The sequence below is a fragment of the Micromonospora ureilytica genome (genome assembly GCF_015751765.1).
In the GTDB taxonomy this organism is placed as follows: Bacteria; Actinomycetota; Actinomycetes; order Mycobacteriales; family Micromonosporaceae; genus Micromonospora; species Micromonospora ureilytica.
Genome location: NZ_JADOTX010000001.1, coordinates 950,684 through 964,571, shown reverse-complemented (window position 1 = coordinate 964,571; position 13,888 = coordinate 950,684). Strand labels below are relative to the sequence as shown.

8 protein-coding genes are annotated in these 13,888 nt (G+C 69.0%); 4 read left to right on the top strand and 4 right to left on the bottom strand.

Annotated elements, in window-relative coordinates; translation table 11 throughout:
• Positions 1-23: 23 nt before the first annotated feature.
• The 4 genes from IW248_RS04210 to IW248_RS04195 are packed head-to-tail and all read right to left on the bottom strand — an operon-like array spanning position 24 to position 3,497.
• Entirely contained in the window at positions 24-680 is a 657-nt protein-coding gene (locus tag IW248_RS04210; RefSeq protein WP_196925739.1) for a response regulator, read from the bottom strand.
• Entirely contained in the window at positions 677-1,831 is a 1,155-nt protein-coding gene (locus IW248_RS04205; RefSeq protein WP_196925738.1) for a sensor histidine kinase, read from the bottom strand. The genes IW248_RS04210 and IW248_RS04205 overlap by 4 nt, the downstream gene beginning before the upstream one ends.
• 23 nt (positions 1,832-1,854) lie before the next feature.
• The gene (locus IW248_RS04200; RefSeq protein WP_196925737.1) at positions 1,855-2,604 is read right to left on the bottom strand and encodes an ABC transporter permease; all 750 of its coding nucleotides are present in this window, start codon (positions 2,602-2,604) and stop codon (positions 1,855-1,857) included.
• A complete protein-coding gene (locus tag IW248_RS04195; RefSeq protein WP_196925736.1) occupies positions 2,601-3,497 on the bottom strand; it encodes an ABC transporter ATP-binding protein in 897 nt (298 codons plus the stop codon). Before IW248_RS04195 ends, IW248_RS04200 begins: the two co-directional genes overlap by 4 nt.
• A 179-nt stretch (positions 3,498-3,676) precedes the next feature.
• Here IW248_RS04195 and IW248_RS04190 point away from each other — a divergent pair, with 179 nt between their 5' ends.
• From IW248_RS04190 to IW248_RS04175, 4 genes are all read left to right on the top strand, one after another.
• Positions 3,677-6,631, top strand: coding sequence for an ATP-binding protein (locus IW248_RS04190; RefSeq protein ID WP_196925735.1), 2,955 nt, complete (start codon positions 3,677-3,679; stop codon positions 6,629-6,631).
• Positions 6,632-6,711: 80 nt separating this feature from the next.
• Positions 6,712-6,864, top strand: coding sequence for a hypothetical protein (locus IW248_RS04185; protein ID WP_167493055.1), 153 nt, complete (start codon positions 6,712-6,714; stop codon positions 6,862-6,864).
• A gap of 14 nt (positions 6,865-6,878) precedes the next feature.
• On the top strand, positions 6,879-13,067 hold the full coding sequence (locus IW248_RS04180; RefSeq protein ID WP_196925734.1) for a S8 family serine peptidase: 6,189 nt from the start codon (positions 6,879-6,881) through the stop codon (positions 13,065-13,067).
• Positions 13,068-13,287: 220 nt separating this feature from the next.
• Entirely contained in the window at positions 13,288-13,884 is a 597-nt protein-coding gene (locus IW248_RS04175) for a sulfite oxidase-like oxidoreductase (protein ID WP_196925733.1), read from the top strand.
• Positions 13,885-13,888: the final 4 nt, after the last annotated feature.

The following is a 13,888-nucleotide window of genomic DNA, read 5'->3' as shown; positions in this document are numbered from 1 at the left end:
CGCCGAGCTGTGACAGTGGGTGCTCAGGCCCGTGGTTGGACCAGGCCGTTGTCGTACGCGAAGATCACGGCCTGGATTCGGTCTCGCGCTCCGATCTTGGCGAGGACACGCCCGACATGCTTCTTCACTGTGGATTCGGTGAGGGTGAAGCGCTCGGCGATCTCGGTGTTGGTGGCTCCCTGGCCGATTGCTTCGAGAACCTCTCGCTCCCGCTCGCTCAGGACGCTCAGGCGGGGATCGGCATGTGTGGTCGGCGTCGGATGTTGCAGGTAGGCGTTCATCAGGTTGCGGGTCAGGCTGGGGGCCACCACCGAGTCTCCGCTCGCGACGGCGCGGATGCCGGCGATCAACTCCTCGGGCCGGGCGTCTTTGAGCAGGAAGCCGCTCGCTCCGGCTCGCAGTCCGGCGTAGACGTATTCGTCCAGATCGAAGGTGGTCAGCATGAGTACGCGGCTGCGCGAGCCGGCCGCGGTGATCCGGCGGGTGGCCTCTATGCCGTCCATGCCGGGCATGCGCACGTCCATCAACACCACGTCGGGGCGGGTCTGTTCCACCATCCGCACCGCCTCAGCGCCGCCCGAGGCTTCACCAACCACTGTCATCTCGGGGGTGCCATCGAGCAGCATCTTGAAACCCATGCGTTGCAACTGCTGGTCGTCCACGAGCAGCACGGTGGTCATGAGGGCTCCTTGAGGATGACGTCGACGAGCCAGCCCCGCTCGGCCGGGCCGGCGGTCGCCACCCCGCCGTACATGGAAGCGCGTTCCTGCATACCGAGCAGGCCGTGGCTCGGGGCCGCCGGTCCGCCGAGGCCGTTGTCGCGTACCTGTACCCGTACCACACCTTCGGCGACAGCGAGAGTGACGTCCGCGGCCGCGCCGCCTCCCGCGTGTTTGAGGGTGTTGGTGAGCGCTTCCTGAACGATGCGGTAGACCGCGAGCTGCACGCCCTTGCCGAGGGTGTGCAGCTCGCCCGAGGTGGAGTAGGTGACCGGCAGCCCGGCCGCCCGTACGCTCGGCAGCAGCCGGTCGAGATCGTCGATGCCGGGCTGGGGGCTCAGCTGCGGATCGGTGGCCTCCTCGCGCAGCACGCCCAGCACCCGGCGCAGCTCGGACAGCGCCTGCCGGCCGGTGTCACCGATCAACCGCAGCGGTTCGGCGGTCTGCTCGGCCCGCGAGGTCGCAAGCGCGGCGCCGCCGTCGGCCAGGCCCACGATCACCGAGACGTGATGGCCGACGATGTCGTGCATTTCGCGGGCCACCCGGGCTCGCTCCTCGGCGACGGCGAGGCGAGCCCGCTGATCCCGCTCGACTTCCAGGCGGGCGGCGCGGTCCTCGAGGGCGATGAGGTACGCCCGGCGGGTGCGCACCGCGACGCCGGACGCGACTGCGGCCCCCGACGTGCCGATCACCAGAAACAGCGTGATGATGCGATTCTCGATCACCGGGTTGAGCACGTAGATCTCGGCAACAAGCAGCGCGATGGTGATCCCGGCGGACCAGGCCAGCGCCCGCCACGAACCTCGGGAGGCCACCCCGAACAGCATCACGAGCAGGATCACCCCGGCGCCGACGCCGACGTCCAGCAGTCCCTCGATCAACTCGATGGTCGCGGTGACCAGGAACGCAAGGAACGGGTACCGCCGCCGCCAGTAGAGCGGCGGTAGCAGGGCCAGGGTCGCGATGGTCGCCGACAGTGGCTTCTCGATGATGTTGGGGATGCTGAAGAGCACGATCGGAACGGCCACCAGGGTGTCCATGACCCACGGGTGGCGCCGGTCGAAGGCACGCAACCGCGCCTGCCGGTCCACCAACCACCCCTGCGTGCTCATCAGCCGATTCTCCCCTTACGCGCCTACGCGTCGCTCGTCTTGAGCCGGTACGCCGCCGCGGCGAGCGTCGCGATCACGTACCCGGCGAAGACCGCGAGGCCGGCCCATGGCGCCAGGGCGCCGTCCGCCGGAGTCAGCATCATCACGGCGCCGCCGGCGTTGCTGGGCAGGTACGGGGTGATGGCCTCGGAGATCGACTCCGGCAGCAGCGCGGCCAGACCGGGCACGATCAGCAGCAGGGCGGCCAGGATCGCGATGGCGCCGGCGCTGGAGCGGACGAGGATGCCGAGTGCGACGCCGAGCACCGCTACCAGACCGAGATAGAGGCCGGCGCCGAGCAGGGCCCGCAACACACCGTCGTCGCCGAGGCCCACAGCACCGAGCTTGTCGTTGAGCACGGCCGACCCCGCCGCGAAAGCGGCGAACGCGCCGGCGGTCATCGTGACGAAGGCGGCCGACCCCGCCACAAGGCTCTTCGACCACAGCACCGGCAACCGGCGCGGCACCGCGGCGAGAGTCGCCCGGATCATGCCTGTGGTGTATTCGCCGGCACCCAACAGCGCGCCGAGCACGCCCACGGACAGGGCGGCCAGGACGCTGCCGGACAGGGCCAGATCGACCGAGGTCAGGCCCTCACCCGAGAAGGAGGCCGAGGCGATCATGCCGAAGGCGACCAGGAGGAAGACGGAGATGCCGGTCGTGATCCAGGTGGAGCGCAGCGAGGAGAACTTGGTCCATTCGGCGGCAACGACGCCACCAGCGGTGATCTTCATCGGGAGGCCTCGTATTCGACAGCGTCGCGGGTCAGGTCCATGAACGCCTCTTCGAGCGAGGCGTTCTGCGGGGTGAGCTCGAACAGTGGAATGCCGCGAGCGGCCGCGGCCAGCCCGATCACGCGGGCGGAGGTGCCGGCGACGAGCAGTTCCTCGGCACCGGTCGAGGTGACCGTGATACCCGGGCCGGCAATCGTCGTGCGCAGCGCGTCGGGGGCGGGAGTGACGACCCGGACGCCCTCGGCGGTCACGAAGTCGGCCACGGTGGTATCGGCCAGCAGCCTGCCCCGGCCCACGATGACCAGGTGGTCCGCGATCAGCGAGACCTCGCTCATCAGGTGCGAGGACAACATCACGGTGCGGCCCTCGGCGGCCAGGCCGGTGAGCAGCTTGCGCACCCAGAGGACCCCCTCGGGGTCGAGGCCGTTGACCGGCTCGTCGAGCATCACCACGGCCGGGTCACCGAGCAGCGCGGCGGCGATGCCGAGCCGTTGGCCCATGCCGAGAGAGAACGCGCCGACCCGCTTGTGGGCGACGGCCGAGAGGCCGGCCAGGCCGAGCACCTCATCGACGCGCGAACGCGGGATGCCATGCGTACGGGCCAGGGTCAGTAGGTGGCTGACCGCCGTCCGGCCGGGGTGCGCGGCCTTGGCCTCGAGCAGCACGCCGATCTCGCGCAGTGGCGCCTTCGACGACGCGTACGGCTTGCCGTTGACCAGCACGTCGCCCGAGGTTGGCGCGTCGAGGCCGACGATCATCCGCATGGTCGTCGACTTGCCGGCGCCGTTGGGGCCGAGGAAGCCGGTGACCTGTCCGGGCTTCGCGGTGAACGACAGACGGTCGACGACCGTTTTCGCACCGTATCGCTTGGTAACTTCGCGTACTTGAATCATGCCCACGACGCTAATTTCGGGCAGCGCCGGGATCGTGGTACCGCAGTCGACACTTCCGGACTGCCGGTGGTACCCAGGTACCAAGTGGCGACCTCTTCGGCCAGGAGATCTGCAAACAACCCTTGATACCCGCCGCGCTGGCACTTGTGCCCGAGCAGCGAAAAGCGAGATCATCACGCATGCTCGACCCCTCACCCGAGGACGACGGGACTTCACCGACCGTTTCTACGCCGCACTTCGTTGGCCGTGATCGGGAGATGGCGGCGCTTCGGGGCGCCTTGGCCCGGCCACCGGCGATCGTGCTGATAGAGGGCGAAGCGGGGATCGGGAAGAGCCGACTGCTGCGAGAGTGGCTGGCCGCGCCGGACCAGCGCACTGCCCTGGTGTCCGTGTGCCCACCGCTTCGCGAGTCGCTGACGTTGGGGCCGATCGTCGACGCCTTCCGTGGGATCGACCGTCCGGTGTCGCGATTGCAGCTCACCGAGCTTGCGGGCGCGTTACGGCCCCTGTTCCCGGAATGGACCTCGGACCTGCCGCCCGCACTGCCGCCCCTGGACGATGCGAAGGCGGCACGGCATCGCCTGTTCCGCGCCCTGGACGAGCTGCTGCGGGCTCTGCGTGTCGACGTTCTCGTGCTCGAGGACGCTCACTGGGCCGACGAGGTGACCTTGGAGTTCCTGCTGTTCGTCACCTCCCGACAGCAGTCGCACGGGCCCAGCCTCGTGATCTCCTATCGGCCGGAGGAGGTCGACGACGGATCGCTGTTGCTGCGGCTGACGTCCCGGTTGCCTGCTGGAGTGACCCAGCTGAGGATCGCGCTGGCGCCCATGCGACCCGACGACACGGCAGCGCTGGTGTCCTCGATGCTGGACGGCAACCCGATATCACAGGAGTTCACGACGTTCATGCACGAGCGGACCGGTGGGGTTCCGCTGGCCGTGGAGGAGTCGGTACGCCTCCTGTGCGACCGTGCCGACCTCGTCTTCCGCGACGGGCAGTGGGTCCGGCTGAAACTGCGCGAACTACAGGTACCGCCAACGGTGCGTGACTCCACCCGGGAGCGGGTGGGCCGTCTTTCGCCGACGGCGCAGCAGGTGTTACGAGCCGCGGCTACGTTGGCTGAGCCGTCATCGGTGGCCACGATCGCGATGGCCGCCGGTCTGTCACCAGCCGCGTGCCGAGGCGCTGTCGCGGAGGCAGCCGCCGCCGGTGTCCTGGACGGAGACGACCGCAGCCGGTGGCGATTCCGACATGTGCTGGCCGCCACGGCCGTCTACGAAGCGATCCCGTTGACCGACCGCAGACACTTCCACCTGTTGGCCGGCCGGGCCTTGGAGCCCATCCAACCGCCGCCCGTGGCACGCCTTGCCCACCACTTCCGTGAGGCGGGCGAAACGCAGTCCTGGGCGCGGTACGCCGAGCAGAGTGCCGAGCTGGCCATGGCCTCGGGCGACCACACCAAGGCCGTCGATCTGCTTGTCGATCTGTTGACGTGGGCCGTGCTGGCGCCGGTGGATCGGGCACGGGTCGCGCGGATCGCCGGAGTTGCCGCACTGGGCCGTCGTGAACAGGTCGACGAGGTCTACCACCGCGTGATCCGTACCCTGCGCTCGGTGCTGGAGACCCCCGGTCTCTCCGCCCGCCAGCAGGCCGATATCCGCAATCCCCTGGGTCGACTCCTGATCACCGGTGGTGAGGCGCAGGCAGCACTCACCGAGCTGGAGCAGGCGGTTGCCAGCCTCGACCATGACCCGGTCGAGGCGGCTCGGGCAATGACCTACCTTGGCTGGGCCTATGCGGGACCGTGGCCGGCGTCGACCCATCGGCGTTGGCTGGATCGCGCCGCCGAACTCACCGCCGAATTCGAATCTCCCGCGGAGCGGCTGAACCTGGCCGGCAACCGAGCCGCGGCGTTGCTCATGCTCGGCGAAGAGGAGGCCTGGGACGTCGTCGCCGACCTGCCCATCGACGGCGCGACCGCGGCAGAGCGTCTCGACGTGGCCCGCATCCACGCAAACGTCGGGACCGGCGCACTGATCTGGGGTCGGTACGCCGACGCGGAGGAACACCTCGCCGTGGCCATGCGCCTCGCCGAGGCCGAGCAGGCGTCCCGGTTGCACCACAACGTGCGACTCGAACAGGCCAACCTGGCATGGCTCACCGGCCGGTGGGAGGGTCTCGCGGAGCGGAGCGCGGCACTCGCCGATGCCGACCGGGACCGGCCGGCGCACTACCTCGGCAGCATTCGCCTCGCTGCCCGGCTGGCAGCCGCAGCCGGACGGCGGCGCGCCGCGGAGGAACAGTTCCGGCTGGTCCTCGAGGAGTCTGCCCGTCTCGGCGCGGCCGACGACACGATGGAGGCAGCCGCTGCGCTGGCCCGACTGTGGCTGACGGACGGAAACAGCGGCCGGGCGCTGCAGATCACTAACGAGCCGATGGACACCGTCCGGAGAAAAGGCATCTGGATCTGGGCGACGGACCTCGTCCCCGCCCGGATCGAGGCGCACCTCGCCGCGGGCGATCTGTTGACCGCGACACGCCTGGGCGACCAGTTCGCCAGAGGACTGCGTGGCCGTACGGCGCCTGCGCCTCGCGCCGCGCTCACCGTGTGCCGTGCCCTGCTGCTCGCCGCAGCCGGAGACCACGCCCGCGCGGCGACGGCATACGATCGGGCGGCGCGCGCCTGGAGCGCGTTGCCGCGCCCCTACGACGCCATGCTCGCCCGCGAGCATCAAGCCGAGGCGCTCATCGCGCAGGGCCAGATCGAACGGGGCCGAGAGCTGCTGGCGGCACAGTACGAGCAGCTGTTCAGGCTTGGAGCCCGTGGCGATGCGGACCGCGTCGCACATCGGCTTCGCGAACACGGCGCCGAGGTTCCGCGACTGTGGCGCGGCGGCCGACGCGGGTACGGCGACCAGCTCTCACCTCGCGAGCTCGACGTGGTCCAACTGGTTGTCGCCGGCAAGACGAACCGGGAGATCAGCCGGATCCTGGCCAAGTCGCCGGCCACAGTGGATCAGCAGTTGCGTGCCGCGATGCGCAAGTTGAAGGTGAGCTCCCGGACCGCGCTCGCGGTCAAGGCAGTGGAGGCCGGAGTGTTCGCCGAAGAGGACTCCCTGCACGACGCGTCGTGAAGATTGACGTATCCGCTGGATAGCGACTGTCACTCGTCCCGCCGAGCATGACTCCATGATTCATAGCCGTTGGGCAATGCATGCCTGAGCGAGAAGTCGCGGGTGATGACGCCGCCATCGAGCGCCCGCCACCACCCGAGCTGCCCCGTGAGCCGCGCGTCAGCGCCCCCGACGCCCATGACGTTGACGGTGGCGACGACCACAAGAACCACGACCCCTACCAACCCCTGTAGGTCGAAGGATTCTCATGAGACTCAAAGCCCTCGCGGCTTCGCTCGCCGCAGCGGTCGGCCTGAGCATGATCCAGGCTCCACCAGCGTCTGCCGCTGAGCCGGATCCCGGCACCCCCGCCAACAAGATCGCGTCGAGCCTGAAGGACCGCTTCCGCACGTCTCCGGCTTCCGACTTCTGGATCACGTTCGAGACCACTGCCGACCTCGGGCCGGCGAAGAAGCTCGCCGATTGGACCGCTCGTGGTCATTTCGTCTACGACGCGCTGACCGCGGCGGCGAAGGATTCCCTGGCATCCGTCTCCACCGACCTCGACCGGGCGGGCGTCAAATACACCTCCTACCCGATCGCCAACGCCGTGCTCGTCAAGGGTGGCACCGAGAAGCTCGCCCTCAATGTGGCGTCGAGGGTGCAGGTTGCCGAGATCCACGCGACGCCGCAGGTCGCGCTGGTCGATCCTGTGGACGAGAAGATCCCCACCGACCAGGCTGCCCGCCCCACTGCCCCGAAGGCCACCGCCGAGGCAGGCACCTCCACGTGGGGTCTGGACGCCATCCACGCTCCCGAGGCCTGGGCCATGGGCGCCACCGGTGCGGGCATCACGGTGTCCAACCTCGACTCGGGCGTCCAGTTCGACCACCCCGCCCTGATTCACCAGTATCGCGGCGTGAAGCCCGACGGCACCATCGACCACAACTACAACTGGATGGCCACCCGGGGCACGTGCACGGGCGCACCGTGCGACGACAACGGACACGGCACGCACACCATGGGCACCATGGTCGGCGAGGACGGCACCGACCACGTCGGCGTCGCCCCGGACGCGCAGTGGATCGCGACGAACGGCTGCTGCGACAGCACCGGCGTCGAGTCGCTGCTCCGGTCCGGCTGGTGGCTGCTCGCCCCGACCGACGTCCAGGGGAACAACCCTGACCCGTCCAAGCGCCCCCAGGTGGTCAACAACTCATGGGGCCAGACCATCGAGCACAGCTTCGACGACTTCTTCCAGGCCATCGACGAGGCCTGGAGCGCCGCGGGCATCTTCAGCGTCTGGTCATCGGGCAACACCACTCCGTACGCCGCCTGCGACACCGTCTCCTCGCCCGGCTCCGCCGAGAGTGCCTACTCCGTCGGCGCCTACCGGCCGGACGGCACGCTCTCGTTGTTCTCCCGCAAGGGCGAGGGTGAAGGTGGCCGGATCAAGCCCGAGATCTCCGCTCCGGGCGACGGCGTCCGTTCGTCGTACCCGGGCAACAGCTACGTCGAGATGTCCGGCACCTCGATGGCCGCACCCCACGTCGCCGGCGCGGTCGCGGCACTGTGGAGCTACGACCCGACTCTCATCGGGCAGGTCGACGAAACCCGCCGCCTGCTCGCCGAGTCGGCCGTCGACGTCGACGACACCGAGTGCGGCGGCACCGCCGAGGTCAACAACAAGTACGGCGAGGGTCGGCTCGACCTCCTCCGGCTGCTCGAGCTCGCGCCCCGCGAGGGCGGCACCCTCACCGGTGTCGTCACCGCCGACGGCGCCCCGGTCCCCGCTGCCGAGGTGACGATCAGCGGACCGTTCAGCCGGTCGATCGGAACCGACAAGGACGGCAAGTTCACCACGAACCTCCCAGTCGGCGACTACCAGCTCAGCACCAAGGTCTTCGGCTACCTGACCGCGACCGCCAACGTGACGATCTCCCTCGGCCAGGACACCTCCGTCAAGCTGCCGCTCACGGCCGCCGCGCGGCACGACATCAGTGGCAGGGTCGTCGATGACAAGAAGCGCCCCGTCCCGAACGCCGACGTCTCCGTCAAGGACACGCCGCTGAAGCCGGTACGCACCGATGCCAACGGCGCGTTCACGATCAGCGCCGTACCCGAGGGCGGGTACACGCTGAACGTCAAGCCCAACGCCTGCTTCTCGCCCACGACCGTCGCGCTGACCGTCGGCGCGCAGAACGAGTCACGTGAGATCCCCGTCGGGCTCGTCGTCGACAAGGGCGGCTACAGCTGCGCCGTCTCCGAGGGCGAATACCTGCGCGGCACCGACCCGGTCACGTTCGGCAGTGGCGTGTGGGCGACTGTCAAACTGCCGTTCCCGATCGCGCTCTACAACGGCAGCCACGACACCCTCGGCGTCGGCCTGCGCGGCGTGATCGCCCCGGACGGCTCCACCGGACCCGGCTATGGCGGTGCGGGCATCTTCCCGCTCTACGTCGAGACCCCCGTCGAGTTCGCTCCCGGTGGCGGCATCTTCACGGCGGCCACCAAGGTCAACGGTGAGGACGCCTTCGTCGTCGAGTACCGCAACGCCAAGCTCTGGGCGTATCCAACCCGGACGGAGTACACGGAGCCGGTCAACTTCTCGGCCACGCTCACCCGCTCGGGCACGATGATCTTCGGGTACGGCGACGGCGTCGGGACCGACGACCCGGTGACCGCCGGCGCGCACGCCGTTACCGGCATCCAGGGCTGGGCCGGCGTCGACGGCATCCGGTTCTCCGACCACGCCCCGGTGCTGCGCGACGGGATGATCGTCACCTACGACATGCCTGACTTCGGGTACCTCGACGCGACAGTCGTCGACCAGAACGACGGGCTGCCGGTCGCCGGGGCCAAGGTCTCCTTCAGCAACAAGAACGGGCTGGTCGAGACGGTCACCACCAACGGGACAGGCGTCGTTCATCGCCAGCTTCCGGTGGGCGACTACACGATGACTGTCGACGCGCCGAACTACACGACCGTGTCGTACCCGTTCTCCCTCGACAAGCTCTACGCGCAGGCGAAGATCGACGCACGCCTGACCACGGGTGTCGCCGACCTCAAGGCCGACGGCCTTCAGGCGCTGTTGGGGACCGACCAGAACGGCGTGGGCTCGCTGACGCTTACCAACAACGGTTCCGCCCCACTCACGTACAACCTGGGCGAGGCCGCGCGGCACCCCGAACTCGACGCCGCCGGCACCACCGGGCGCACCGCGAAGGGCGCGGCCAGCTCGATCGATCTCACCGCGTGGAAGAACGGTGCGAGCGGCATGAAGCCGTCGAACGTCGACGGCAGGACCGCGACGGCGACAGCAGCGGAGGCACAGGCGGCCGGCAAGGTCGGCGCCACCTCCGGCGGTGACGTCATCACCCGGATCGCCATCCCCGGTAAGATCGAGGACAAGGAGCCCTCCGGCGTCGGGTACGACGGTGACGTCTGGGTCCACGACTACAACGCGCGGACCAACACCGCCTACACAGTGACGGGCAAGCCGACCGGGAAGGTTTTCGACGCGTCGTGGAACCCCGCGTACCGGGCGTTCGACATGGCGCTCGACACCAAGACCGGTGACATGTGCCAGATGGAGGACAGCCCCGCCAGCTTCATCCACTGCTTCGACCGGCAGACCGGGAAGGAGACCCGGCAGATCAAGGGTGACTGGTCCACGCTGCAGCTGACCGGACTCGCCTACAACCCGACCGAGGACGTGTTCTACGTCGGCGGCCGGCGGAACGGCATGATCGGCACCGTCGCCGGGACGTCGCACGACAACCCGGGTGCGCTGCTGTCCTTCTGCGCCCCGCCGCTGCCCGAGGTGATGGGCCTGGCCTACAACCAGGCGTCCGACACCATCTGGTACACCGACCTCACCTCGAACCGGCCCACCCGCCTGCTGCAGGTCGACCCCGACGACTGCTCGTTGGTGAACGCGTGGTGGTTCCCGGGTCAGAAGGCGGGCCAGGGCGGCGGTCTGGAGACCGACTCGACCGGTGGGCTGTGGGCTGTGGACCAGGTCGCCGACGACGTCGTGCTTGTCGACGTCGAGGATGACCTGCTCACCGACCTGCCGTGGCTGTCGCTCTCCTCGAACGGTGGCACCCTCGCCCCGGGTCAGTCGACGACCGTGAAGGTCTCGGTCTCCTCGAAGGGCGCCAAGCCCGGAGTCCTCGGCGCGAACATCGTGGTGCGGTCCGACTCCGGACGTCAGTCCAAGAGCTACGTCCCGGTGACGCTCACGACCACGAAGTACCAGGTCGGCGTCAACGCCGGCGGCGCGAAGTTCACCGACGGCTCCGGCTTCACCTGGCTCGCCGACCAGGCCGCCGGCAAGAAGGCGTGGGGCTACGAGGGGAAGACGAAGGTCACCGCCACGACAGCCGCGATCGCCGGTACGACTGACGACACCCTGTTCCAGTCGCAGCGCACAACGCCGGACAAGCAGCTGTTCTACCGCTTCCCGGACGCGCCCAAGGGCACCTACGCGATCGATCTCGGGTTCGCCGAGATCGAGAACGTGGCAAAGGGTAAGCGGGTGTTCGACGTCGTCGTGGACGGTTCGCTGGCGGAGTACGCGTACGACCCGGCCGCGGTCGCGGGGCCGAACGCCGCCGACTGGCGTACCGCCGTCGTGAAGCACGAGGGCGGTCCGCTGACCGTGGAACTGCGGGGCTCGAAGGGACTGAAGGCCCCGAGCATTGCCGCGCTGCGGGTGACGCTCGACCCACGCGCAGACACCGCGGAGCCGGAGCCGGAGCCCGAGCAGCCGGAGCCGGGACCCGTGCCGGTGGCCCCCGCCGGTCGCTCGTACTCGATGAAGGTGACCGACGGGCTCTACCGACAGGGCACGCAGGAGTCCGGGTGGCACGGCGATGACCTGTGCGGCCCGCTGTGGTTCGACTCCAGCTTCCTGCAACCGTTCTACGACACGGCCTGGGACGGGGTGTGCGTCACCACGAACGGCACGCTGACCTTCGACCGCGCCAGCACGTCGGGGAACAACACGGCACTGCCGTCGTCGTACCCGATCGACGCGATCTATCCGCTCTGGGACGACCTCATCGTCGACGACGAGGCGGGCATCTACTTCGGCACGACCGAGGTCGACGGGCTGGCGGCGCAGGTGGTCGAGTGGCGCAGCGTCGCGTTCTACAGCGACCGGACGGCTCGGGTGAGCTTCTCGGTCACCCTGATCGCGGACGGACGGGTCCAGATCGGGTACGGCGACGGCGTCGGCGGCGACAACCCCCTCACCCGAGGGTCGTCGGCGACGGTGGGCCTGGAGAGCCTGGACCGCAACCCCGCGAGCCAGTACTCCTTCAACCAGCCCGTCCTCAAGGCCGGTCTGGGACTGGAGTACACCCTCCCGGCCGCGGGCACGATCGAGGGGACGGTCACCGACGCGAACGACGGCAAGCCGATCGAGGGCGCGATCGTCACGCTCAAGGGGCCGGCCGGTGAGCGGGTCATCACGACCGACGCGAAGGGCCGGTGGAAGTCCCAGGCGCTGGTCGGCGAGAACACCGTGCAGGTCGACACGCCGAACTACGCCACCGCCAGCCACCCCGTGACGATCGCCAAGAAGGATCAGGCCGAGACCGTCGACACGGCGTTGACCACGGGCATCGCCACCGTCGCCGCAGGTGACCTCGACTGGCTCCTCGACAAGGGCCAGAAGGCGACGGCCGACGTGACGGTCACCAACACCGGTTCCGCCCCGCTCGACGTGCGGGTCAGCGAGCAGAGGCGCACCAGCGACGGTGGGCACGAGGCCGCCGACCTTTCCTGGCTGGCCCTCGCGGGTGCGGCCGCAACCGGCACGGTCACGCTCGCGGCCGGCACGTCCACCACGGTGACGGTGACGGCCGACAACGCCGGCATCGAGCCCGGCGTGCTCGTCGGAGACGTGCTCGTGTCGTCGAACGCCGGCAAGGGCGAGACCCAGCTCAAGCCGGTACGCCTGGCGACGTCCGCGTACTGGAAGGGCGTCGACGTGGGCGGGTCGGGGTACGTCGATGCCGACGGCTTCTTCTGGGCGCCCGACCAGGCGCTCGGCTCGCGGCAGTGGGGCTACGTCGGCGGCAAGGCTCATGTCACCAAGGCCAACATCGCCGGTACCGAGGACGACGCGCTGTTCCGCACCCAGCGGACCGGTAAGACGTTCAGCTACGTGTTCAAGAACGCTCCCGCCGGGACGTACCGGATCGCCCTCGACTTCGCGGAGATCGAGAAGGTCAAGGCCGGCAAACGTACCTTCGATGTGCTGGTCGGCGGCAAGGTCGTGCTCTACGACCACGACGTGCAGGCGAAGGTGGGTGCGCTGACCGCGGACGTGAACACCGTCACCGTCGAGCACGCCGGTGGCGATCTGAAGGTCGAGCTTCGCCGCGACAACGGCGAGAGCGACCCGATCCTCAACGCCCTGAAGGTCCAGCAGGACCCGCGCCTCTGAGCTAGCCAGCCAGTTCGCGAGCAGTTGTCAGAGCCTCCCCGGAAAGGATCGCCGGGGAGGCTCTGACCACGACCACCCAAGGTTGCTGTGATTCCTTGGACGCCCCTACTGATGGCCAGCGAGGTTGCCGACAGCCACCGCGTCAGCTTAGTCTGGACGTTATGGTCCAGTTACCTTACGCCAGAGTGCGGCCGTGCAGCCACAACTCGGGGCGCGACGCATGGCAGTGATCAACCGCGGCTTCGGTGGCCGCAGACGCGACGACACCGATCTCCCACCCGGCCAGTACCGCACGGACGACTTCCCGGTGCTGTCGGCGGGACCGACACCACGCATCGACCTCGACGAGTGGGAGCTCGCCGTCGTCACCGAGACCGGTGAGCGGAGCACGTGGTCATGGGCGGAGTTCACCGCCCTTCCTGCCGACGAACCGACCGTGGACATCCATTGCGTCACGCGCTGGTCGAAGTTCGGCACGAGCTGGCGAGGCGTCTCCGTGGACACGTTGCTGGCCGACGTCGAGACTGCTGCCGAGTACGTGGTCGCCCACTCCTACGGCGGCTACACCACGAACATCCCGCTCGAGGGCCTTCTCGACGGCCAGGCCTGGGTGGCGTACGAGTTTGACGGCGAGCCGCTGGCTCCTGTGCACGGCGGCCCAGCTCGTCTCCTCGTTCCTCACCTGTACTTCTGGAAGAGCGCGAAATGGCTGCGCGCTCTGGAGCTGCGTCTCGACGACGAGCCCGGGTTCTGGGAGACGGCCGGCTACCACAACGACGGTGACCCATGGCGCGAGCAGCGGTACCTGGAAGACTGACCTG

Excerpts from the sequence above, each read along its gene's own strand:
- IW248_RS04200 (WP_196925737.1), bottom strand. The coding sequence starts at position 2,604 with ATGAAGATCACCGCTGGTGGCGTCGTTGCCGCCGAATGGACCAAGTTC.
- IW248_RS04195 (WP_196925736.1), bottom strand. The coding sequence starts at position 3,497 with ATGATTCAAGTACGCGAAGTTACCAAGCGATACGGTGCGAAAACGGTC.
- IW248_RS04205 (WP_196925738.1), bottom strand. The coding sequence starts at position 1,831 with ATGAGCACGCAGGGGTGGTTGGTGGACCGGCAGGCGCGGTTGCGTGCC.
- IW248_RS04180 (WP_196925734.1), top strand. The coding sequence starts at position 6,879 with ATGAGACTCAAAGCCCTCGCGGCTTCGCTCGCCGCAGCGGTCGGCCTG.
- IW248_RS04190 (WP_196925735.1), top strand. The coding sequence starts at position 3,677 with ATGCTCGACCCCTCACCCGAGGACGACGGGACTTCACCGACCGTTTCT.
- IW248_RS04185 (WP_167493055.1), top strand. The coding sequence starts at position 6,712 with ATGCCTGAGCGAGAAGTCGCGGGTGATGACGCCGCCATCGAGCGCCCG.
- IW248_RS04210 (WP_196925739.1), bottom strand. The coding sequence starts at position 680 with ATGACCACCGTGCTGCTCGTGGACGACCAGCAGTTGCAACGCATGGGT.
- IW248_RS04175 (WP_196925733.1), top strand. The coding sequence starts at position 13,288 with ATGGCAGTGATCAACCGCGGCTTCGGTGGCCGCAGACGCGACGACACC.